The organism is Chondromyces apiculatus DSM 436, assembly GCF_000601485.1.
GTDB lineage: Bacteria > Myxococcota_A > Polyangia > Polyangiales > Polyangiaceae > Chondromyces > Chondromyces apiculatus.
This window is the reverse complement of sequence record NZ_ASRX01000085.1, coordinates 31,005-54,170: the sequence shown is the minus strand read 5'-3', so window position 1 is coordinate 54,170 and position 23,166 is coordinate 31,005. Positions and strand designations below refer to the sequence as shown.

The 23,166-nt window shown below is 69.6% G+C and carries 16 protein-coding genes; 8 read left to right on the top strand and 8 right to left on the bottom strand.

Annotated elements, in window-relative coordinates; translation table 11 throughout:
* Together CAP_RS37165 and CAP_RS46420 are read right to left on the bottom strand one after the other, a co-directional pair.
* Positions 1 to 3,610 (bottom strand): toxin TcdB middle/N-terminal domain-containing protein (locus tag CAP_RS37165; RefSeq protein WP_275936559.1); only part of this gene is annotated, 3,610 nt, incomplete at its 3' end.
* Between the two features lie 126 nt (positions 3,611 to 3,736).
* Positions 3,737 to 5,371, bottom strand: a complete 1,635-nt coding sequence (locus CAP_RS46420) for a SpvB/TcaC N-terminal domain-containing protein (protein ID WP_052376663.1) — start codon at positions 5,369 to 5,371, stop codon at positions 3,737 to 3,739.
* Positions 5,372 to 5,990: 619 nt separating this feature from the next.
* Between CAP_RS46420 and CAP_RS37160 the strand changes: the two genes are divergently transcribed.
* The 4 genes from CAP_RS37160 to tssM all read left to right on the top strand — a co-directional run bounded on the left by CAP_RS37160 (position 5,991) and on the right by tssM (position 11,724).
* Complete coding sequence (locus CAP_RS37160; RefSeq protein WP_044249728.1) at positions 5,991 to 6,788, top strand: hypothetical protein; 798 nt, start codon at positions 5,991 to 5,993, stop codon at positions 6,786 to 6,788.
* A gap of 38 nt (positions 6,789 to 6,826) precedes the next feature.
* Positions 6,827 to 7,771 (top strand): metallophosphoesterase family protein, encoded by a 945-nt coding sequence (locus tag CAP_RS37155; protein ID WP_063748808.1) that lies wholly within the window; start codon positions 6,827 to 6,829, stop codon positions 7,769 to 7,771.
* Positions 7,764 to 8,537, top strand: coding sequence for a 4'-phosphopantetheinyl transferase family protein (locus CAP_RS37150; protein WP_052376662.1), 774 nt, complete (start codon positions 7,764 to 7,766; stop codon positions 8,535 to 8,537). Before CAP_RS37155 ends, CAP_RS37150 begins: the two co-directional genes overlap by 8 nt.
* Positions 8,538 to 8,811: 274 nt before the next feature.
* The gene (tssM, locus tag CAP_RS37145) at positions 8,812 to 11,724 is read left to right on the top strand and encodes a type VI secretion system membrane subunit TssM (RefSeq protein ID WP_044249724.1); all 2,913 of its coding nucleotides are present in this window, start codon (positions 8,812 to 8,814) and stop codon (positions 11,722 to 11,724) included.
* A 123-nt stretch (positions 11,725 to 11,847) separates the two neighbouring features.
* On the opposite strand, the gene CAP_RS37140 is transcribed toward tssM, so the two are convergent.
* Genes CAP_RS37140 through pyrH form a run of 3 tightly spaced genes read right to left on the bottom strand, consistent with a single transcriptional unit; the run spans position 11,848 to position 14,985 of the window.
* Complete coding sequence (locus CAP_RS37140; protein ID WP_052376661.1) at positions 11,848 to 13,041, bottom strand: KamA family radical SAM protein; 1,194 nt, start codon at positions 13,039 to 13,041, stop codon at positions 11,848 to 11,850.
* Positions 13,028 to 14,236, bottom strand: a complete 1,209-nt coding sequence (locus CAP_RS37135) for a peptidylprolyl isomerase (protein ID WP_231511926.1) — start codon at positions 14,234 to 14,236, stop codon at positions 13,028 to 13,030. Before CAP_RS37135 ends, CAP_RS37140 begins: the two co-directional genes overlap by 14 nt.
* Positions 14,236 to 14,985 (bottom strand): UMP kinase, encoded by a 750-nt coding sequence (gene pyrH, locus CAP_RS37130; protein WP_044249720.1) that lies wholly within the window; start codon positions 14,983 to 14,985, stop codon positions 14,236 to 14,238. The genes CAP_RS37135 and pyrH overlap by 1 nt, the downstream gene beginning before the upstream one ends.
* Positions 14,986 to 15,096: 111 nt before the next feature.
* Here pyrH and rpoZ point away from each other — a divergent pair, with 111 nt between their 5' ends.
* Both rpoZ and CAP_RS37120 read left to right on the top strand, forming a co-directional pair.
* The gene (gene rpoZ / locus CAP_RS37125; protein WP_044249718.1) at positions 15,097 to 15,336 is read left to right on the top strand and encodes a DNA-directed RNA polymerase subunit omega; all 240 of its coding nucleotides are present in this window, start codon (positions 15,097 to 15,099) and stop codon (positions 15,334 to 15,336) included.
* A 16-nt stretch (positions 15,337 to 15,352) separates the two neighbouring features.
* A complete protein-coding gene (locus tag CAP_RS37120) occupies positions 15,353 to 16,249 on the top strand; it encodes a class I SAM-dependent methyltransferase (protein ID WP_081865665.1) in 897 nt (298 codons plus the stop codon).
* 74 nt (positions 16,250 to 16,323) lie between these two features.
* Here the strand turns inward: CAP_RS37120 and CAP_RS37115 are convergent, their stop codons facing one another.
* Positions 16,324 to 17,061 carry a metallophosphoesterase family protein gene (locus tag CAP_RS37115; protein ID WP_044249717.1) on the bottom strand — a complete coding sequence of 246 codons (738 nt, stop codon included), beginning with the start codon at positions 17,059 to 17,061 and terminating at the stop codon, positions 16,324 to 16,326.
* Between the two features lie 237 nt (positions 17,062 to 17,298).
* Between CAP_RS37115 and CAP_RS37110 the strand changes: the two genes are divergently transcribed.
* A complete protein-coding gene (locus CAP_RS37110; protein WP_052376660.1) occupies positions 17,299 to 18,111 on the top strand; it encodes a DUF6278 family protein in 813 nt (270 codons plus the stop codon).
* 35 nt (positions 18,112 to 18,146) lie between these two features.
* Here CAP_RS37110 and CAP_RS46415 read toward each other — a convergent pair whose 3' ends face one another.
* Positions 18,147 to 19,649: a rhodanese-like domain-containing protein gene (locus CAP_RS46415; RefSeq protein ID WP_081865664.1), complete on the bottom strand. Its 1,503-nt coding sequence runs from the start codon at positions 19,647 to 19,649 to the stop codon at positions 18,147 to 18,149.
* A 76-nt stretch (positions 19,650 to 19,725) separates the two neighbouring features.
* Complete coding sequence (locus CAP_RS37100) at positions 19,726 to 21,210, bottom strand: hypothetical protein (protein ID WP_197041514.1); 1,485 nt, start codon at positions 21,208 to 21,210, stop codon at positions 19,726 to 19,728.
* Positions 21,211 to 21,628: 418 nt separating this feature from the next.
* On the opposite strand from CAP_RS37100, the gene CAP_RS37095 reads away from it, so the two are divergent.
* Complete coding sequence (locus CAP_RS37095) at positions 21,629 to 23,143, top strand: M20/M25/M40 family metallo-hydrolase (protein WP_052376658.1); 1,515 nt, start codon at positions 21,629 to 21,631, stop codon at positions 23,141 to 23,143.
* Positions 23,144 to 23,166 lie beyond the last annotated feature (23 nt).

The following is a 23,166-nucleotide window of genomic DNA, read 5'->3' as shown; positions in this document are numbered from 1 at the left end:
CGAGCTGGCCGTTGTGGTAGAGGCTCTGCTGCGCCTTGTCGTCGATGAGGACGATGTTGCCGACGGGATCGTAGGTGTAGCGCAGGTCCTGCAGGACCACGCTGTCCGAGACGCGCGTCGACTTGAGGCGGGTGAGGCGGAAGGTGAGCGGGTCGTAGGTGTACTCGGTGAGCACGCCGTTGCCGTAGGCGATGCGCTCGCGCTGGCCCTTGGCGCTGTAGTCGATGTCGACGACGAAGGAGGTCCAGGTGGAGGCGCCGCGCAGCCGGACGTCGACGGCTTCGAGCAGGCCGGCTTCGTTGTAGGTGGGCCGGGTCTCGCTCTGGTCGGGCTTGGTGGTGCTGATGGGCCGGTTGAGGGCGTCGTAGGCGGCAGTGCTGGTGAAGGTCTCTGTCTCCAGGGCAGGAGCCGGCGTCGCAGCCCAGTCGAGCTGGGTCTGGACGTCGACGGCCAGAGTGCGGGTGCTTCCGAACGGGTTGCCCTTGAAGTCGAAGCCGGTGCTGGTGACGAGGCCGGCGCCGTCGTACTGCTGGTAGGCCCTGCCGCGCAGGTTGAGGGAGGCCGCATTGGGGACGCTCTCGCCGTGGACGGTGCGCTCGGCGAGCACCTCCGGGTCGGTGCCGTGCTGTACCCACAGCTCGATCGGTCTCCGGAGCACGTCGTACGTGGTCCGGACGGTGTGGCCGCGGCTGTCCCATCCCCGCAGGGGTTGTCCGAGCACGTCTGACAGCATCCAGCGGGTGCCGGCGTCGACGCTGTGCTGGTGGATCTTGCGGCCGGCCACGTCGAAGGTGTGGACCATGCAGTCTTTGCCGCGGGCATCCCAGATGACGCGCGGGTTGCCTTCGAGGTCGAGCGTGGTCCTGGTGAGGAGCCTGGTGTTGCCTCCCAGGTCGGCGACGCTCACCACAGCGCGTCCGAGCGGGTCGACATGCACCATGGAGGCTGTGTCGGCGTGGGCTGCGGCCAGCGTGGCGGCGCGCTGGTCGGCGAGGCTGGGGGTGGGGGTGGCACCGGCCTGACGGGCGGCGAACCAAAGGTTGCCCTCGTCGAGCACGGTGTCGTTGGCGTCCCAGGAGGTCTGCAACCAGGGCGTGAACGCCACGCGCGCGCAGGTGCCGTCCGGGAAGTCGGTGCGCACGAGCCGGCCCAGGGGGTCGTAGCGGAGGATGGGGGTGACGCCCCAGTGCACGAGCGCCTCGTCGTCCTCGTACTCGGAGGTGGTGCTGAAGTAGGGCTCGTACTGCTTGATGGGGTTGCCCTTGTTGTCGACGATGGTGCGGCCGGTGCCGACCCAGCGGGGGTTCGGGGTCGTGGAGGCCATCTCCGGGGTGCCATCAGTGCCGATCACGGGATGGCCGTCGGCGTCGAGGACGGGGGCGAGGCCGGGCTCGGCCTGGACCTTGCGCATCAGCTCGCGGCCGGAGCCGTCGGAGTAGGCGTAGCTCTCCTGCCAGCGGGTGCTCGGGTCGCCGTGGGTCTCGCGGGCGCGGGCGTGGATGACGCTCGGCTTGCCGGCGTTCATGTAGCGGAAGAGGTCGATCTCCAGGGTGGTGGTGGGGTCGTCCAGGGTATCGCCGTCCTGGTCCCCCACCTTGCCCATCACGGCGGTGGCGACCACCATGCCCAGCGCGTCGAGGCGCACGGCGCTGCGGTTGCCGTTGGGATCGGTGATCTCCACGGGCGACATCACCCGGTAGTCGTTGACGACGACCACCTCGTTGCCGAGGGCGTCCTCGGTGCGCTCCACCAGCAGGGCGTAGGGATCATACGCGATGGTGCTGGCCGCTCCCCAGGGATCGATCACCGAGGTGGGGAGGTAGAACGTCGCGGCATCGAACACCTGCCGCCCGGAGGGGATCCACCACCCGGGTGTGCCGGGGAGCTGCACGTAGCCGCCTTCGAGCAGGATGGCCGAGGAGACGCGCGGCTGTCCGTCGTTGAAGGCTGCGTCGATCTGCCCCTGCGTGAGCGCGAGCTGGTAGCTCTCGTAGGGGAGAGCGCGGGGATCGGCCTGACCCAGGTCGAGGGGTGCCGGCAGGTCGGTGCTGTCCTGGTAGCGCACGCGCACGTCTTCGAGGAGGCGCCGCTCGGAGACTGCGGGCAGCTCGGCTCCAGCGGCGGGTGGCCAGTCTTCGTAGGCGCGCGCGGCTTTCCCGCTCGCCTCGGCCACGGCCGCCGCCATTCCCTCGAAGGTGTAGAGGCTCGCGGGGGCCGTGAGCCCGTGAAGCTCGAAGGTGCGGGTGGACAGCGGGATCCCCAGCCGGTAGCCCTCGACGGCCTCCGCGAGGTGCACGACCTCGATCTCGGTCAGCGTTACGTGCAGCGCGTTCTGCGCGGCTACCGCGCTCGTACCGTGTCGCCTCGGGTAGGCCACCGCCACCCTCTTGGTCGCGACACCGTACGCGTCGACCTGGAGCGTGAGCGCGTGCGTCACGCGCGGGTCCAGCCTGCCCTGGGAGTCGCGGTGACGCTCGTAGTAGAGCGAGATCGCTTCGCGCGGGCAGACCAGGAACACCCCCGGCGTCTTGCCCCGCGCCGGCTGCTCCAGGCGCACCGCGTGGCTGCTCTCCACCACCGAGTAGGGGATCGCCGCCTCGGGAGAGCCGTCGAGCGCGTACACCTCCTGGCGCAGGGTCTGGCCGCGTAGCGCGCGACAGGCTTGCCGCCTTTCGTCGACGGTGAGCCCCTCCGGCAGGAGGGTGTCCGGCAGCCGCGGCTCTCCCGCACTCTCCCCTGCCCCAGGCGCGGGCTCGCCAGCGCCAGCACCGACCTCTCCCGCGAAGTACTCCCTCTCGTACTGCCGGCTGATCGCCGCGCCCCCGCGCCACGCCCCGGTGTGCAGCCACGTCTTCGTCAGCACCGGCGGCTGCGGCAGCTCCCCGTTCACCGCCGTCACCTCGGGGAACAGCCCCTTCCCGCGCGCCGCCGAGAACGCCTCGGTGTCCACCTGCTCGACCAGCCCGAAACCCCGGAACTCCCGCTCCTCCCCGTCGAAGTAGCCGTGGTGGTAGCGGTACTCCGAGACGAAGCGCACCCGGCTCAGGTGGTCGTAGCTCTCCACCCGCGTCACCACGTGCACCGGGAAGGGCAGCCGCGTCACCCACGGCTTCCCCGCCTTGCGGTCCTCCAGGTAGAACTGCGTCGAGGGCGCGTAGGCCATGCGCCGCTCCAAGCCCAGGTTGTTGACCATGCGCTCCAGGAGGTGGGGCTTCTGGCCACCGCACAGGTCCAGGTAGTGGACCGCGCGGCTCCGCGGCGAGTGCCACACCAGGCACGCCGTGCCGCTGCCGAGCACGTCGACCAAGTCCACGCGCGCGCTGGCGTCGGGGTACACGCCGAGTTGCTGTTCCGCGCTCCAACCATTGCCGGCCTGGTTGAACCACACCCGCACGCCACCCTCGCCGCCCACGTAGAGCACGTCGGTGGTGCCGGAGCCGTCGATGTCCCCGAGGCGGATCCGGCGCGCGTCGAACTGGGTCGGCGGCGCGAAGCGGGGCGCGTTCGCCATCACCACCTTCGCCCCGAACTTGCCGTGGCCGAGGTTGGGCCAGTAGCTCACGCTCCCGTTCTCGATGCGCACCAGGTCGGTGAGGCCGTCGCCGCTCATGTCGGCGAGGAACACAGTGTGGCGCGGGTCGGAGAAGACTGCCGTCGGCGCGCGGGCGTCGTCGCGTCCGCGCGGGAAGAAGCGCGCCGGGCCGAAGCCGCGCTTGCCCAGCGAGGGATACCAGGTCTAGCTCGTGGCGCCGACGAGGAGGAGATCGTCGAGGCCATCGCCGTTGAGGTCGATGAAGCGCAGGTTGGGGTCGTTCCAGTCGATGTTCGGCTGCGAGGCGAAGGGCGTGAAGGGGCCCCAGCCATCGTCCTCGGTGCGCGCGTGGTAGCCGGCGACAGGGGGCGAAAACTGCACGAGGCTGCGCTGGCCGTCACCCGCGAGGTCGAGGATCTGCGGGGAGACGCCCGCCGCGATCACTGGGCGGTCACGGAGGCGCCGGGGCGGGCCGAGATGTCCCCCGCCCTCGTTGCGCTGGTAGACCAGGGCGCCACCCTGCGCGGAGAGAACACCAGGGAGTCCCTCACCTTCGAGATCGACCCACTGGTGGCCCTCGAAGGTGCGGCTGGAGAGGACCTCGGCCGTGTCGCGGTCGAGCTGCTTCACCTGCCGCTGCGCTGAGGCCTTGGTGTAGCTCAGCGCCACGGGAGGAAAAGCTTTGATGGTGTAGGCGCCGGTGCTGCCCGCGGGGCGCTGATATCCCTTCTGGGTGACGGAGAGGAGCCGGCTGAGCGAGGGGTTCTCGTCGTAGGTGAGGTCCACGGATCGCACCAAGGTCGGCACCGCGCTCCGCGCCGGGACGCGGTCAGGATCGAGCCCAGTGGCGGCCTCGGGACCCAGTTCCTGAAACCAGTGGAACATGAGCACGCGCTGGCAGAGGCGGTGGGTGCGCTGCTCGAAGCCGGCGCGGTACTGCGAGAAGGGGTCGAGGCGCGCGTGCCAGTGGCGGTCGGGCGCGGGGTCAGGCGTGGGCTGCTCCGGGTCGTGCTCGCCGTAGTCGAGGACCACCTCCAGCATGCAGCTCGTGCCGCTGGTGTCACCGGGGACGGTGTTGCCATAGAGCACGCGCTTCAGGTAGCGGTTGGTGAAGGGCGCGAGGCCGCGGCGACGCGCGTCTTCGTAGAGGGCCGGTGAGACGTTGGCGAGATCCTCGGCCACGTAGCGGTAGAGGATGACGTTGCCGCGGTCGTCTTCGCTGCGCTCAAGCAGCCAGGAATAGACGCGGCGGGGCATGCTCGTGCCGCCAGGAGCGCTCGTACCGGCAGGAGCGCTCGTACCGGCAGGAGTGACCGGGATGCTCGGGTCGGCGATCTGCGCGTCGTGGGAGGCGCCGTACACGTGGGTCACGTTGTCGCGCGTGGTCACGTGCCAGTGGACGTCGTCTGTGGTTCGGCTGCGCCAGCGCTCGATGCGGGCATAAGCGCCTTCAAGACGGGGGCGGTAGCGGCGCACGTCGTGGTCCTGGCGCAGCGTCTCGTCCAGGGTCCCGCTGGTGTTCAGGGAAGGGACCAGCTCCTCGAAGCCCGAGAGCAGGAAGAGGTCCGAGTCGCGGGCGTCGTCGTACCGAGGGACGCCCTTGTCGGTCTTGCGGGTGATTGCCGGGGCAGCGAGCTGCCATCCGAGGCCGAAGAGGCCATTGCCCGCGCCGGAGTCGTACGAGAGCGAGAGCGAGGGGCCGGATCCCTGTCGGCCCGGAGTGAGCGGGAGGGGGATGTCGAAGCCACCGGTGCCGGTGGCGGGGGCGACGCGGAAGGCCTCGCCCAGGCTTCGGATCGCGCCGCCGCCCCTGGGCAGCGAGGGCGCTGGGGATGTCACGGGTGAAAAGCCACCGGGGGTCGTCGCAGGGGTCGCGGTCGACGCCGAGGTCAGGGCAGAAGGAGCGCGGGATGCCGCGCCAGCAGGGAGCCGGCGGGAGCTTCGGTCGTCGTTCATGAGTGGCCTCGCGTTAAGGTCCGGTGCATGGGCTGCGGCTCGGCACGCTCCTCACCACCCTGCATTCGACGCATGGCCGATGCTCACAGTGCAGCGCTGCCGAGGGCCTGCAGTGTGACGCGCGACCTGCAGCCAGATCAATGCGAGCGTCACGGTCGCGATACCGTCGGTACGACGTGTGGATGACTGGAAGTTTCGATCCCTGAAACTGACGGCTGAGCTCGCGGAGAAGCTCGGCGGGGCGGGCTTGAGCCCTCCAGAGCGGAGCTCCATGCGCGTCCACGCGGTCGTCTTCGGTGCGTGCCACCATGGGCTTGGAGGCGTCGAAGCCGAACACGAAGCCTACGCCTTGCTCGTGCCAGCGATCGAAGTGCGCGGTCTGCGAGAAGGCCGTATCGCCACGCAACAGGATGTCTGCCCATCCCCCCACACGCCCGCGGGCGCGGCTTGACGCCCCCCCGCCCCGCGAGGATGCCTGTCCGCACCAAGAGGGAGGTCGGACATGCACAGCGCCACGCTCGGAAGCTTCGTGATCCTCGCGCTCGTCAGCGCAGCCGCGGGATGCCAGGGACAGGACAAGGCCGAGACCTCCCCCGAGGTCACCCGCGCCGCCGCGCAATCCCCTGGCGCCACCAAGGGAAACGCCGCTCCCGGAGCCTCCGGCGCGCACGGAGCCGCCCCGACCCCTGGCTCCCCTGCCACCGCGGCCGCGCTTGGGGGAGCCGCCGCCGCAGCCACCCCGACCACCGGCTACGACCTCACGGCCATCAAGACCATCCCCGATAGCTGCACCACGGCCGCCGTCGTCCTCGCCTCGGCCCCGAAGAGCGTCGGCTCCTCCTACGAGTGGTCCACCAGCCGCCAGGCCCTCCTCGCCAACCAGCAGTTCCGCGTCACCACCCAGCCCTCCCCGGCCGCCGGCGAAGTCTTCCTCGCCCCCTACGAGATGAGCGGCGGCTACGCCCTCGTCGCCCGCTGCGGCGACGGCGCCACCTGCAACCAGCTCGCCGCCATGTACAAGGCCATCGTCCGCTCCAGCCGCCCCCAGGTCATCTGCGGCCCCGTCCAGGGCCTCGGCGCCAAGGTCGCCTCCTTCCCCCTCATCGACCCCACCACCGACCTCCCCAAGCCCCAGAACGCCGCCGCCTCCTGCGCCCGCCTCAACGCCTGCCAGATCGCCACCGACCGCTCCACCCCCGGCGACCCCTTCCTCGAATGCCAGAAGGCCCCCCACAAGTTCAAGCTCGACTGCGCCAGCCGCTACCCCTGCGCCGAAGTCCTGGCCTGCCTGCAACACTGACCCTGCATGAAGCTCCTCGCCATCAACGCTGACCCTGCATGAAGCTCCTCGCCATCAGCGATCTCCACGTCGGCTACGCTAAAAACCGCGAACTCCTCGCCGAGATCACCCCCCGCCCTGACGACTGGCTGATCCTCGGCGGCGACCTCGGCGAAACCGACGACCACCTCCGCTGGGTCATCGACACCCTCGGCCCCCGCTTCGCGAAGCTCGTCTGGGTCCCTGGCAACCACGAGCTCTACGTCCACCCCGACGACAAGACCAAGGGCGCCCCCCGCGGCGAAGCCCGCTACCAGCGCCTCGTCGACATCTGCCGCGCCGCCGCCGTCCTCACCCCCGAAGACCCGTACGTCACCTGGACCGGCGACGGCGGCCCCCACCTCATCGCCCCCCTCTTCCTGCTCTACGACTACAGCTTCCGCCCCGCCCACGTCGCCGAGCAAGACGCCGTCGCCTGGGCCGTCGAGAGCGGCCTCCTCTGCTCCGACGAGATGCTCCTCGACCCTCACCCTCACCCCAGCCGTCAGGCCTGGTGCCACGCCCGCGTCGCCCTCACCGAAGCCCGCCTCGCCGCCGCCCCGAACCTCCCCAAGGTCCTCATCAACCACTTCCCCATGCGCGAAGACCTGGTGCGCCTCCGCTGGATCCCGCGCTTCTCCATCTGGTGCGGCACCCGCAAGACCCACGACTGGCACCTCCGCTTCGGCGCCGCCGTCGTCGTCACCGGCCACCTCCACATCCCCCGCACCGACTGGATCGACGGCGTCCGCTTCGAGGAAGTCTCCTTCGGCTACCCCCGCCAGCGCCCCGCCAGCCTCACCGCCGACCAGTGCGTCCGCGAGATCCTCCCCGGCCCCCCCGGCCTCGTGCACCTCACCCCCTCTTCTTCAAGCGGCACCTCCTCTTCTTCAAGCGGCACCTCCTCTTCTTCAAGCGGCACCTCCGCACCACCTGCACCGCCCTCGGAGCCCCCCCGTGCTTGACCTGCCGCCCCGCGTGGCCCACCTCTGGTACGTCTTCCACGACGACATCCAGGACCCCGCGCTCCTCGCCGCCTACCGCGCCTTGATGACCCCCGAGGAAGCCGAGCGCCAGGCCCGCTTCTACTTCCCCAAGGGCCGCCACGAGCACCTCGTCACCCGCGCCCTCGTCCGCACCACCCTCTCCCGCTACGCCCCTGTCGACCCCCGCGCCTGGCGCTTCATCCCTGGCGACAAGGGCCGCCCCGAGATCGCCGCCCCCACCGGCATCCCCCCCCTCCGCTTCAACCTCTCCCACACCGAAGGCCTCATCGCCTGCCTCGTCACCCTCGACACCGACGTCGGCGTCGACGTCGAGTTCATCGACCGCCCCTCCAGCACCGTCGAGATCGCCGACCGCTTCTTCTCCCCCGAAGAAGTCCGCGCGCTGCACACGGTCCCCCCCTCTGGCCAGCGCGACCGCTTCTTCGACTACTGGACCCTCAAAGAGTCCTACATCAAGGCCCGCGGCATGGGCCTCTCCCTCCCCCTCGAACAGTTCACCTTCCTCCTCGGCGACGATGGCCCCGCCGCTGCGTCACGCCCCATGCGCGCCCGCGACGACCTCCGCATCGCCTTCGACCCCCGCCTCGTCGACGACCCCGAGAGCTGGCAATTCGCCCTCTGGAGCCCTTCCGAACGGCACCGCATGGCCGCCGCGATCCGCAAAGGACGAGGCGCCGCTCCGTTCACCATCGAGCTCCGCCAGACCATCCCCCTCTCGCTCTAGGTACTGCGTACGGCGAATCAGGGCCCTTCGGCCCCTGCGCTCCCGATGGTCGCTACCCCCGTGACTTCGCTCGAACGCGGAGCCGAGGACCCGGTACGGACTTCGGAAACGGAGGACTGGCGAGCGCCTGCCTCCCGCCACCCCGGTTTCTGGCCGACGAGGAATCCCCGCGATCCGCTGCCCTGCCCGCGCCCCGCCCTGCCGCACCCCGGCAAGCTGCACGCCCCGGTGAAGCGTGCTGGTTCCCCCGCGGGGTGATGATATCGTCGCCGCTGTGTGGTGGATACTCTCTGGGCTGTTTATCCTCATCGCCTGGGCGCTCTGGTACACGCTCGATCTCGCGCTTGCGATCCCGATCGTCCTCAGCGTGCTCGTGGTCCTCGGCGTCATCGCGGTCCTGATCTACCGCCGGTTCCTCATGGGCCGCGCCGCCTCCGCGCTGGAGCGCGCCATCGTCAACCAGGGCGCGCAGCAGGCCATGAACGCCCGCCCCGAGCGGCGCGCTGAGATCCAGGAGCTGCAACGCCAGGTCCAGAGCGGCATCGCCGCGCTGAAGAGCTCCAAGCTCGGCAAGGGCAAGAAGAGCGGCACCGCTGCCCTCTACTCCCTCCCCTGGTACGTGATCATCGGCCCCCCCGGCGCCGGCAAGACCACCGCCCTCAAGCACTCCGGCATGGTCTTCCCCTACGCCGACCCCCGCAGCGGCGGCGGCGTCCGCGGCGTCGGCGGCACCCGCAACTGCGACTGGTGGTTCACGAACGAGGGCATCCTCCTCGACACCGCCGGCCGCTACACCACCGAGGCCGACGACCACGACGAGTGGATCGCCTTCCTCCAGATGCTCAAGAAGTTCCGCAGCCGCCGGCCGCTGAACGGCATCCTGGTCGCGGTCAGCATCACCGACGTCATCGACGCCAACGAGCAGCAGCTCGAGTCCATGGCCAAGAAGCTCCGCGCCCGCGTCGACGAGGTGATGACCCAGCTCCAGATGGTGCTCCCGGTCTACGTCCTCTTCACCAAGTGCGACCTCATCGCCGGCTTCATCGAGTTCTTCGGCGACCTCCGCAAGAGCGACCGCTCCCAGGCCTGGGGCACCACCGTCAAGATGAACGCGGACAAAACCGACCCCGGCCGCGTCTTCGAGGCCGAGTTCGACGTCCTCACCCGCCACCTCCACGGCCGCGCCGTCAAGCGCCTGGTCGCCGAGCGCAGCCGCGACGCCCGCGAGAAGATCTTCCAGTTCCCCCTCGAGTTCTCCGGCATCCGCCGGAACCTCGCCGAGATGATCTCGACCATGTTCGCGGTCAACGCCTTCCAGGGCACCCCCGTCTTCCGCGGCTTCTACTTCACGAGCGGCACCCAGGAAGGCCGCCCCCTCGACCGCGTCCTCCAGCGCATGGGCCACGCCATGGGCATCCGCACCCAGGAGACGGCCGCCCAGCAGATCGTGGAGTCGAAGAGCTACTTCCTCCACGACATGTTCATGAACGTCGTCTTCCCGGACGCCGACATCGCCGCGCGCAGCGCCAGCGAGATGAGGCGCCAGAAGATCGTCCGCTTCGCCGTCAGCGGCGCCGCCGCGGCCCTCGGCATCATCCTCGCCATCCCGGGCATCACCTCCTTCATCAACAACCGCCGCTTCCTCCGCGAGACCGAGGAGCGCGCCCGCGCCGTCGCCGCCATCCAGTGGAACGAGCCCCGCCAGCTCTCCGAGAAGCTCGACACGCTGAAGCCCATGTACGAGAGGCTCGGCGAGATCGACACCTACCGCACCGAAGGCTCTCCCGTCGGCATGGGCTGGACCATGTACGAAGGCGAGACCATCTACCGCCCCGCGGTGGCCGTCTACGTGAAGAGCCTGCAGGAGGGCTTCGTCATCCCCTGCAAGCAGCTCCTCGAAGCGCGGCTCAAGCTCGCCAAGGGCGACCAGTACCTGCGCGAGCGGACCTACCTGAAGACCTACCTCATGCTCAACGACATCGAGAACCTCGACGTCGAGTACGCGACCGGCAAGTACACCTCGCTCTGGGCAGAGGTCCTGCGCCCCATCTCCAACCTGCCCGAGGCCGACCTGCGCAAGCAGCTCACCGGCCACGTGAACTACTACCTGACGCTGCTCAAGGGGAAGAAGGTCACCCCCATCCCCACCGACACCGCCCTCGCGGAGAAGGTGCGCGGCGTGCTCCAGGCCGTGCCGGTGCGGAAGCGCTACTACGACCTCTTCGTCAACTCGCTCATCGACGAGAAGTACGACGAGACCGGCGACAACAGCCGCTCCAACCGGCGGTTCCCCCCGCAGACCCTCGCCGATATCTTCTCCGACCGCCCCGACGTCCTCAAATACGTCACCAGCAAGCTGTTCCAGAAGGAGAAGCGCTTCAAGGAAGTCGACGGCCCCTACACCGAGGTCGGCCACTTCGAGGTCCTCGCCAACATCGCCGAGGGCGCAGGCCTCCTCGAACGCGAGCAGTGGGTCGTGCCCCTCGGCAGAGACGAGCAGGCCGACAGCATCGCCAAGCACCTCGACACCCTCGCGAACGACTACGACCAGCTCTACATCCAGCAGTGGACCGAGTGGATGGCCGACCTCCAGGTGCAGACCCCGGCCAACCTCAAGGAAGCCAAGGCCCTGTACATCGAGCTGGCCAAGCCCGACTACCCGTTCCTGCGCATCCTCCGCCGGCTCGAAGACCACACCCAGTGGAAGCGCGACCAGGGCGCCCTCGGCAACAAGGCGGTCACCGACCGCATCAACCAGGCCATCAACACCAAGCTCGCCTCCCAGACCCGCGGCCTCCGCTTCAACGTCGACGTGAAGAAGATCCGCGGCCGCCTCAGCGCCGTCCCCAACGAGTTCAAGCGCACCGTGGAGTTCGGCGTCCCCGGCTCCCAGGCCGGCTCCACCCCCATCACCGACACCTCCCTCGCCAAGTACGTCCGCATCCTCGAAGGCGTCCGCGACGAGGTCCAGAAGCTCGAAGACCAGAACCCCAACGTCGACGCCCGCCTCGTGAGCGACAAGCTCGTCGACGCCATCCGTCAGACCGAGGCACTCCTCCAGCAGCTCGACGACAAGGGCAAGACCCTGCTCCGCCCCATGCTCCTCAACCCGCTGCTCATCGCCGCCGCGCGGCTCCCGCCCCTCAACACCATCACCCGCGTCCCTGCCCAGCAAGCCCCGCGCTGAAGAGCTGACCGGCAACGCTGCTGCGCGCCCCGCGTCGTCGGTCGGCCTCCCGCGAAATCCGTGAGGATTCCTCGGTCGGCCTTCCTGGCCGCGGGGCGCTCGCGACGCTTTGTCGGCCAGCTCTTAGCTGCCGTGCGGCGGGTCCACGTAGTCGACCTCGACCCCGCGGTGCGTCCGCAGCCGCGTCACCCCCGGCTGCCGCGACACCACGTAGTCAGGCCCGATGGGAACCTTCCCCATCCCCCGCGGCGTATCCACGATGAGCTTCGGCAGCGCGATCCCGCTCAGCCGCCCCTGGAGCTGCTCCATGATCGCAATCCCCCGCCCGACCGCCGTCCGCAGGTGCCCCGTCCCCCGCACCGGATCCGCCTGCAGCAGGTAGTAGGGCCGCACGCGCCAGCGCACGAGCCCCCGGAAGAGCGCCTCCAGCGTCGCTGCCTCATCGTTCACCCCGCGCAGCAGCACCGTCTGGTTCATCACGGGGAACCCGCTGTCCACCAGCCGCTTGCACGCGCGCTCCGCCTCCGGCGACAGCTCGCGCGGGTGGTTGAAGTGCGTCATCACCCAGAGCGGATGGTGCGGCTTCAGGGCCCGCACCAGCTCCCCCGTGATCCGCTGCGGCAACGTCACCGGCGTCCGCGTCGCCAGCCGGATCGTCTCCACGCTGGGAACCTCCCGCAGCCGCGCCACCACCCGCACCAGCCGATCCGTCGACATCGTCAGCGGATCCCCGCCGCTGAGAATCACGTCGCGCACCTCCGGATGCGCCGCGAGGTAAGCGAACGCCGGCCCGAGCCGCTCCAGCGACACCACCCCCCCTCCGTCCCCCACCATCCGCGAGCGCGTGCAGAAGCGGCAGTACACCGCGCACCTGTCCGTCGCGAGCAGCAGCGCCCGGTCCGGATAGCGCTGCACCAGGTTCGGCGCGACCTCGTGCGCCTCCTCCCCCAGCGGATCCGCGAGATCCCCTGGCACCTCCACGCTCTCCTCGGCGCGCGGCACGCACTGGAGCCGGATCGGGCAGCGCGGATCCGTCCGATCACTGAGCCCCAGGTAATAAGGCGTCACCCGGATGGGCAGCCCCGCCTCCTCGGCCCGCCGTGCCCCTGCAAGCTCCTCGGGCGACAGCGACAGCTCCCGATCCAGCCCCTCCGCCGTATCGATCGCGTGCCGGAGCTGCCACCCCCAGTCCTTCGGTCCAGACCGCCGCTTCCGGGGCACCGCATGCCGGCCCGACACAGGCCCCTGCGCCTGTCGCGCAGCGTCGTCCTGCCTGACCAGCGCGCTGGCGGCGATCAGCGGACTACCGCTTGCCATCAGGCTGGGCAGCGCCTCCCGTGGGCGCTGACGGTGGTGCTGCTGGAGCAAGTGGTGCCGAGGGTGCCGAGGGTGCCGACGGTGCCGACGACTCCCCGCCGGGAGCAGCGCCATCGGGAGGAGCCCCGCCGGGTGCCCCCGGAAGCCTCACGTTCACCTTCGCGAGCGCCGCCTCGTCGATCTCCACCTTGATCTTCTTCTTCAGCTCTTCCGTGAGCGCCTGCTCCCGCTCCTGAACCTTCTGCTGGAGGAGCGTCACCCGGATCGATCGATCCGCCTCCGCCAGCGTCCGCCGGTGCCCCGCCGTGAGCCCACTCAGCCTGACCACGAAGAACTTCCCCTCGTGCTCCAGCACCTCCCCGCCCACATCCCCCACGCTGGCCAGCTTGAACACCGCCCCCCGCACCACCTCCGGGATCTGCGGGTTCGCGCCGCGCGCATCTCCGGGAGGCCCCACGATGCCCAGATCCCCTGCGAGATCGATCGGCGCATTCGCACCGCGCTCCTTCGGCGCGTTGATCGAGTGCTTGTTGAAGAGTTCCCCCCACGCCGCCGCGTTCGCGACCTTCCGCGCCTGCTCCAGCACCTTCTCCGCATCGCCCCGGCTCTTCAGGACGATCGCCGAAACACGGCGCCGCTCGGGCTCGTTGAACCTCTCCGCGTTCGCCTCGAAGTAGGCCCTCACCTCCGCCTCCGGAATCTCGGCCGGCGCTGGCAGCCCCTTCCTCGCCTGCGCGAGCACCGCATCGCGGAGGGCCTGCTGGATCGCCAGCTTCACCTCCGGCTCCTTGTCGAGCCCCCGCCGCCTCGCCTCACCGGCGAGCAGCTCCACATCGATCATCTCGCCCAGCAGCTCCCGACGCCGCTCCTTCGACTGGTACCGGAGCCTGTCGAACTGATCCATCCGCTCCAGCGCCTTGCCCATCTCCCCGAGCGTGATCGGCTTCCCGTCCACCTCGGCAAGCACGCGCGACGACTGCTCTGCGGTGAGACCGAAGGCAGGCTCCCCTCCCTCCGTCGACGACGACGAAGGCTGCAGCGCGGACTCGTTGCAGCCCGCGACGAGCGCCACCGACGCCAGCAGCGCCCTCGACGCCAGCCGCGCCACCGACGCCCTCGACGCCAGCAGCGCCCTCGACGCCCTCGACGCCACCGACGCCAGCCGCCCCCCCGGAGCCACGAGCGCGCGACCCACTACGACTCCTCCCCCACCACCGTCCCGATGTCGTCTCCCAGGCACACCCGGAGGATGTTCCCCCGCGTGGTCAGCTTGAAGACCCGGATGGGCAGCTTGTTCTCCCGGCACAGCGTCACCGCCGTCGAGTCCATGACCCCGATCTTGTCCACCAGGAACCGATCGTAGGTGAGGCGGTTGAACATCTGCGCATCCTCGTGCCGCTGCGGATCGCGATCGTAGATGCCCTCCACCTTGGTCGCCTTGAACAGCGCCTGCGCCTGGATCTCCATGGCCCGCAGCGCCGCCGCCGTGTCCGTGGAGAAGAACGGATTCCCCGTCCCCGCCCCGAAGATCACCACGTACCCCTTCTCCAGGTGCCGGATGGCCCGCCTCCGGATGTACGGCTCCGCGATCTGGCGGATCTCGATGGCCGTCATCACCCGCGTCGGCACCGCCTGCTTCTCCAGCGCATCCTGGAGCGCCAGCGAGTTGATGACCGTCGCCAGCATCCCCATGTAATCGCTCTGCGAACGATCCATCCCGGCGCTGGCACCCTTCAGCCCGCGGAAGATGTTCCCTCCGCCGACGACGATGCCGATCTGCACCCCCATCCGCTGCAGCTCGGCAATCTCTGCCGCGACCCGGAGCAGCGTCTCGGGATGTATGCCGAAGCCCCCCTCTTTTCCGCAGAGAGCCTCGCCGCTTATCTTCAGGATGATCCTCCGGTACTTGAGCCCGGAGGCCGGGCTGGGAGGCGGAGGGAGCATGGAATCCTTCTCTTCAGCCACGGCGCATCTCCTAGCCGGCCACGGCCGAGAGGGCAACCCGATGGATGACCGCTTGCCCACCAGGAAAGACAGGGGTATCCATGGCGGCCTATGGCCCGCGTCACCGTCGAAGACTGTCTTGAGCGTGAAGAGAACCGCTTTGCCCTCGTCATCCTCGCTGCTCAGCGGACGCGGCAGATCATGAAGGGTGCCGACCCCGAGGTCCGCACCAAGAACAAGCCCGCCGTCACGGCCCTCCGCGAGATCGCGGCCGGCAAGGTCCACTTCAACCGCAGCTCGCACGAAGTCGTGAACGAGTGGCTGAAGCAGGTCGGCTCGGCCAACCGCTGACCGCTACCCTCCGGGAGTGTCTCCCCCTCCTCAGAAGCGCCTGAAGCAGCCCTCCGCGGCTCGCTCCCGCGCGCCCTCAAGCGCGCCTTCCAGCTCGCCCTCTCGCTCCAGGAAGCCCCCCCGAGACCTCGAGCTGGAGGCGGGAAGCTCGGCGCACTACGAGAACCCCGCCTACTACCGGCAGACCTACGCCCGCCGCACCCACGACGTCCGCTACTACGTCGACCTCGCGCTGAAGCGGCGCGGCCCGGTGCTGGAGTACGGCTGCGGCAACGGCAGGATCACCCTCCCCATCGCCCGCACCGGCGTGGAGATCCTCGGCGTCGACCTCTCCCCTCCCATGCTGGGCGACCTGAAGAAAGCCCTGCGCGAGGAGCCCGCCGACGTGGCCCAGCGCGTCACCCTCCGCCGCGGCGACATGCGTCGGGTCCGCCTCGACCAGCGCTTCCGCCTGGTGATCTGCCCCTTCAACGCGCTCCTGCACCTCTACACGCGCGCCGACATGGAGGCCTTCCTCGCCCGCACGCGAGAGCACCTGCTCCCGCACGGCCAGCTCGTCTTCGACGTCTCCATGCCCGAACCCGAAGAGCTGGCGCGCGATCCCGCCCGCGCCTACGCCACCCCTCGCTTCCGCTACCCGGACGCCTCCTCGGGTTCGAGCGTCGTCAAGTACACGGAGCGCTTCGACTACGACAAGATGCGCCAGGTGCTCTTCGTGGCCATGGAGTTCTCCCCGGTGAACGGCGGCGAATCCTGGATGACCCCCCTCGCCCATCGCCAGTTCTACCCGCAGGAGCTGGAGGCCTTGCTCCACTACAACGGCTTCCGGATCACCGCACTCCACGGCGACTTCAGCGAGGAGCCAGCCACCAGCAGCTCCTCCACGCTGATCTACCACTGCAAACCCCGGTAACAGCCGCACACGGAAGCGCGCGCGGCTCTCGAGGCCCGCGCGCCGCCCTTCCCGTCAGCGCTTCAGACGCCGCTTCAGACGCCGATGTAGAGCCGGTGCGCGAAGTTCCGCTCAAGCTTCGCCCGGAGCACCTTCTCGGCAGCGCTCTCGATGTCGTACTCGACGCGGCGGAACTCGAACCGCTTCGCATCGCTGTCGTAGATCGTGTAGCTCGCGCGGTTGTCGTAGTCCCGAGGCTGCCCCACCGAGCCGACGCTGACGATGTACTTGCGGTTCGCCTCGAGCGTGAAGTCGATCGCGGGGAGCTCTTCGACCGTGGTCGGCGTCAACGCGAACACCTTGCACAGGTGCGAGTGGCCGATCAGCGTGATGTGGCCCAGGTCGTTGAACATGGGCAAGCACTCCCGCGCCTGCTCCGGCGCGAAGATGTACTCGAACTCCTCAAGCCGCACGGGCGAGCCATGACAGAGATCGACGCCGATGTCCGTCAGCTTCTCCATGTACGTGAGGCTCTTCAGCCACGCCGTGTTCTCTGGCGAGAGCATCGACGCGTGCGCATCCAGGGCGTGACGCGCTGCCTCGTAGTAGTACGAATAGTCCATCCGGCCCGCGACTGCTGCGTCGTGGTTCCCGAGGATGGTCTTCTTCGCAGTCTTGCGGACCAGGTCGGCACACTCGTTGGGAGAGCCGCCGTACCCGACCGTGTCGCCGAGGCAGTAATAAACGTCGATGCGTTCTTTCCTGTACGCCTCGAGCACAGCGCTGAGCGCCTCGTAGTTGGCGTGCGTGTCGCTGAAGATCCCGAGTCTCATCTCGACGTGAGGGCGGAGCTTAGCATGAGGTCCTCGAATTCACGGTATCAATTCCAACCCAATCGACCGAGATCGATCCCGCAGGTCCCATCAGGTCCCATCAAGTCCCCACGCGCCCCCTTTCACGCATGACAGTCCAACGTTCTCGGCTTTTTTGCTGAACTTTGCAACGAGAGAAGATCCTCTCTGTCGCGTGCGAGTGCTGTGTACTACATGGCACGCAGAGGTGGCTAACTGATGGTTAGGAAAGACCACGGGGTCGGTACGCTGCGAGACGACGCAGAGGCCAACGAGCACGCGGCACCGGAACTGGTGGCCGATCTTGCCCGTAGCTGCATCCAGTTCGTGGAGAAGGCCGTCGGCGTACGCCTCGACCACACGCCCGAGACGCTCCCCCTCCTCGACCACTACCTGGAGCAGGCCCGGGCCGTCGCGGCCGCCAAGGCCGAGACCCTGGACCTCCTCGCCAAGTCCGCTGGCGCCTACTTCGGCGAGGTCGTCCGGCGCCAGCATGTCGCCTGGTGGAGCGCGAACGAGGACGACCCCCTCGGGTGGCGGCTGGAGTTCGAGGCCGTCTACCTCGCGTTCTACCCCATGCTGTTCATCCGCGAGGTGATCAGCCGGGAGACGTCACCTGGAGCACCCCAGGGCTCCCAGGGGAAAGAGGACGACCAGCGCGACGACGACGACGACGACGACGACCAGGACGACGACGACGACCAGGACGAGGCCCAGGAGGCGTCGGCGCCCACCAACGGCGTCGGCGACCATGGCTCGAATGGCGTGTCACACGGCACGAACGGCGCAGCCGCCGAGAGCCGCGACGACGCCCTCGCCCTCCTCCACATGCACGACCAGGACCGCTGGGTGCTCGCCGCGCGCCTGGCCAAGCTCCCCCCCGTCTCCGAGGAGGAGTACTACGCGACGTCCACCCGGCTCGAAGTCATCGACCTCGCCGTGGAGGTCATCCGCGCCCGCCAGATCGCCGAGGGTGGCGACGAAGACGAGTACATTCCGCTCGAGCCCGGCGACTACGAGGGCAACGACTGATCGCTCCACGCCTGACACGCGGGGACGCGCGCGGCTCACCCGGCGGCTTCCACCTGGAGCTTCAGGTCCTCCTGGAAGCGCACGTCATACACCGGCAACCCCGCCGCGAGCCGCGCGAGCGTGGCGCTGAGCTGCTGCGCGCCCAGCTCGGCCACCTTCGCACACAGCGCTTCCAGATCCCCCCGCTGAAGCCCGGTCTCAGGCCGCCGCACCAGGAACGCCGCCACCTGACGCCGCAGAAACGTGACCACGTCTGGATGGTTCACGAAGATCTGCGTCGCCCCCCACGCCGGCGACACCAGCGGCACCCGCGTGAACGGCCACACCTCGTCGGAGAGGCGCACGTTGATCACCGCCCCTTCGCGGTGCCCCCCTCCCAGCACCACCGTCTCCGCCTCCGGAATCCCCTTCCAGCGAAGCCTGAAGAACTCCTCGAAGAACCACCCCACCAGCTCGGAGCGCGCCCCGTAGGCCTCTCCGTCCTGGAACATCGACCGCAGGTGCCCGCACCCGATGTGCTCCGCCACCGCCACGTGCTTCAGCATCAAGGGCTGCACCTGCTCCGGAGGCCGCTGCAGATACCGCGTCCACTGCAGCCCATCGATGCTCGTGGGCGGGAGCTGCGGCCCGAGCTCCGGATCCTCCCTCATCGCCGCGATCAACCGGTTCATCGAGGCCACGTCCGTGTGCACGTAGAAGTGCCCGAACGTCTCCAGGTAGGCCGCCATCAGCCTCGCGAACCCCTCTCGGCTCACCGGCTTCCCGCGCAGCGCCTCCGCCGCCGCGATCGCCAGGAGCAGCTCCCCCGCATCGCCCCCCGGCGTCCCCACCACGCCATGATCATCGCGCCCATCCACGCACGAGATCTTCCCGTGCAGCAGGAACGCCGCCATCTTCACCCACTGCACCGACCGCGGATCCCCCACGTGCTCCCGGATCTGCGCCAGCGTCAGCTTTTCCGGGGGCGACTCGGCGGCGTCTCCCGCGTCCTGCACCAGCTCTCGCGCAGACTCCGACAGCGTCTCCACCGTGCGCCGCTCGAACCCGCCTTCCTGCAGCGTCGCGAACCCCAGATCGCGCCAGGCCACCATCCCCCCCGCCATCGACGCGACCCACGTCATCCCTGCCTCCGAGAGTACCCGCGCCGCCGCCGCCGCGCGCTCCCCCGAGCGGGACACCAGCACCACCGGCGCATCCGCGGGCAGCACCTCGGCGATGCGGCGCACCTCCTCGAACGGCACCCAGCTCACCCCCGGAATGTGACCGAGCGGCCCACGCATCTCCTCCGCCTCGCGCACATCGACCACGTGCACCCGCGTCCCCAGCTCGATCACTACCTGCGGGCGGATCTCCGGGCTGCCCGCCTCGTTGAAGCGCAGCGCCGACACCCAGCTCATGCGCAGGAGCCGCTCTCCAGGGGAGAGCCCTTCGGGGATGGGAAGAGGAGGAGGCGAAGGAGGAGGTGACGCGGAAGGAGGAGGTGACGCGGAGGGAGGGGTTGCCTTGGAGGCCGGTGAAGGCGGGAATCCTGCGCTCATCGCGCCCCCGCCAAGCAGGAGCCGCGCCAGATCCCTCTGAGAACCAGAGGCCTCGGAGCGGCTCCCTGACCGTTCCCTACCGCTGCACCACGCGACCCACCTTCGGCTGCTCCGGCGGCGAGGAGAGCCGCTTGTAGAGCTGGTCGAGGGTCAGGGTGATGTCCGCGTAGAACGTCGAGCCCACCGGGCTGAAGAAGACGTTCCGCCGCTGCCCATCCTCGCCGAGCTGGAACGAGGTGTTGTTGTAGCCCACGTCGACCAGCAGCTCCGGCAGCACCTGGTACGCCAGGCTGACGTCGAACACGGTGAGCGCGCGGTAGCTCGTCCGGTCCTCCATGCGGGAACCCTGCACGCAGCCGGTCAGGGTCTGCGCCTCGCAGCTCGCCGACTCGAACGACGCCGGGAACTGGCTCCAGAGCTGCGCGAGCCCGTTGAGCTGGAGGTTGCCGTAGATCGGCATGAAGAACGAAAACCCGGTGATGAGCTGGTTCTGCACGAGCGCACCACCGGTGAGCTGATCGGAGATGCCCGTCGACCCACCGGCATCCTGGCGCGGGCGCTGCAGGTCCGGGTTCGTGGCCGTCGACGCCCGGTTGAACTGGTGCTGCCAGGTCTCGCTCAGCGTGAAGATGATGTTGTTGAGCCCATCGGCGTTGCTGCCGAGCAGCTTCACCATCTGCCGCACCCCGACCCCGAGCGAGGTCGCCAGGTAGCGGCCCTGGTAGCGGCTCCAGCGCGACGTGGGCAGATCGAAGCCACCGCTGGCGATACCCCAGGTCTTGTACTCGCCGCCGCCGGCCAGCGTCGGATCCCGCGCCGCCGCGGCGCCTGCCGCCGCAGCGCCCTCGCCGGCACCGCCCCCCGAGTACAGGGTGCGCGTGTACGCGAGCCGGAGCGGGATGTCGTTGAGGTCCACGTCCCGCTCCCGCGTGCTGAAATCGCTGTTCGTGAGATCCCAGCGCAGCGTCAGCGAGCTGCTCACGCGGAGCTGGTTCACCGGGTCACGGTAGATCATGTACCCGGGCACGAACGTGAACGCCCACGTATAGGCCTCGGCGTCCGAGCCGATCATCTCCTGCCCCACGCCGAAGATGCTCGTCGTGGCGCTGTGGTTCCAGTTCAGCAACGTGCCGGCCCACCGCAGCGGCGGCGGTGACTTCGGCTCCTCCACCACGGGAGACGCCGCACCCGGCGCTGACGCCTGCACCGGAGCCGGCGGCGTCGGCGGCGTCACCTGCTCGGTCGCGGGCGGCGTCTCCGTGGGCGGCAGCGTCGGCGGCGGCGGCGGCGGCGGCTGCTCCGATGCAGGCGGGGCATCTTGCGCACCCACCTGACCTGCCACCGCACCTGCCTGGCCTGGCGCCGCTGCACCCTGCGCCCCCGCAGCCACCTGCGCACCGGACGCGGGCGTCGTGGCTGACGGCGCGCTCGGAGCAGCGGGTGCCGCAGGCGCTGGGCTGGGAGCGGGGGCTGGCGCTGCGGGCTGCTGCGCCTGCGCAATCGCCGCTGTACCCAGCACGCCGGCCGCTGCCAGCACCATGGTTCGGAGCGTCGTCTTCACTACTTCCACCTCGCTCTCAGCTCGCATTCACCGCAACGTGCAGTCCGCCCTCAGTGCAACAGCACATCCTGCGGAGTCTCATGGCCACCCGCGTGCGTCAACGTACCGGCGCCCCCGTACGTGGCCATGCGGGCATCCCCTTATGCACGATCCGATCCCATCCAACCCATCCGCGCAAGCCATCGATATCCTTCAATCTTCCGGAGCCCCGCCATCTCCCAGCCCCTCTCCACCCCCGGGCGCCGTCAGTCTGCGCACGAAGGATCACCGTCGCGTTGCTGACGCTCCGGCCCCTCCCCAGGAACGGAAAGGCCTGGCGTATGTGAGCCCACCCCCACCCCCCATCCCTCTCTTCCCTTCTCCTTCGCCCCCTCCAGCGGCTGCTTGTCTCGCGCCTCGTTCTGGTGATCCTCGCTCCGTGACCACCTCTCGTCGCGCCGCCTCCGTGCTCGCCTTCGCGCTCACCACCACGGCAGGATGCTCCGCCCCGCCCCACCCCCCGAACTCCATCCACGGCTCCCCTCCTGCCCCCATCGCCATGACCCCTCCCAGCCGCCCCGAACCCACTGCCCCCGCGCAGATCGCCGCCGACCCCCCCGCTCCCTCCGCGGGCACCGTCGAGGCGCTGCGCGACGCTGTCCTCTCCTCCTCTCAGGCCTGGGAGACCACGCGCTCCCTCGTCGACGAAGTCGGCCCGCGCTTCGCGGGCAGCCCCGGTGATCGAGCCGCCGTCGCCTGGGCACAGCGCACCCTCACCGCGCACGGCCTGCAGAACGTCCGCGCCGAGAAGGTCAAGGTCCCCCGCTGGCAGCGCGGCCATGAAGCCGCGCACCTCATCGCCCCCTACCCCCGCGATCTCGTCGTGGCGGCGCTCGGAGGCAGCGCCCCCACCCCCCCTCGCGGCATCACCGCCGAGGTCATCGCCGTCCCCACCGTCGCCGACCTCGACAAGCTGGATCGCAAGGCCGTCGAGGGCCGCATCGTCTTCTTCCACGCCCGCATGGAGCGCACCCAGACCGGCACCGGCTACGGCAAGGCGGTCTCCATCCGCACCGCGGGCCCCAGCGCCGCCGCCCGCAAGGGCGCGGCCGCCGTGATCATCCGCTCCGTCGGCACCGACGTCGAACGCATCCCCCACACCGGCGCGGTCTTCTACCAGGCCGACGCGCCCCGCATCCCCGCCGCGGCGCTCTCCGTGCCTGACGCCGAGATGCTCGAACGCCTCCTCGCCAAGGGCCCCGCGAAGCTCACCCTCACCCTCGACAGCAAGGTCCTCCCCGACGCAGAGTCCGCCAACATCCTCGGCGAAGTCCCTGGCAGCAGCGCCCCCGACGAGATCGTCCTGCTCGGCGCCCACCTCGACTCGTGGGACCTCACCCCGGGCGCCCTCGACGACGCTGCCGGCTGCGCCATCGTCATCGAAGCCGCCCGCGCCATCGCCGCCCTCCCCCGCAAGCCACGCCGCACCGTGCGCGTCGTCCTCTTCGCCAACGAGGAGTTCGGCATCTCCGGCGCCCGCGCCTACGCCGCCGCGCACGCCGCCGAGATCCCCCGCCACCTCATCGCCATCGAGGCCGACCTCGGCGACGGCAAGGTCCTCACCGCGAGCTTCCTCGGCTCCGACACCGCCCGCCCCGCCTTCGAAGCCCTCGTCCGACCCCTCGTCCCCCTCGGCGTCACCTTCATCCCCGACGACGCCCACGGCGGCTCCGACCTCATCCCCCTCCGCGCCCTCGGCGTCCCCCTCGCCGACCTCCACCAGGACGCCACCCGGTACTTCGACGTCCACCACACCCCCAACGACACCATGGCGAAAATCGTCCGCGAGGACCTCGATCAAGCCGCCGCCGCCTACGCCGCCTTCGCCTACGCCGCCGCCGACATGTCGGGCGACCTCGGCCGGATCCCCGAGGACAAACGCCAGCGCCGCTGAACCAGACACGGTCTGACACACGG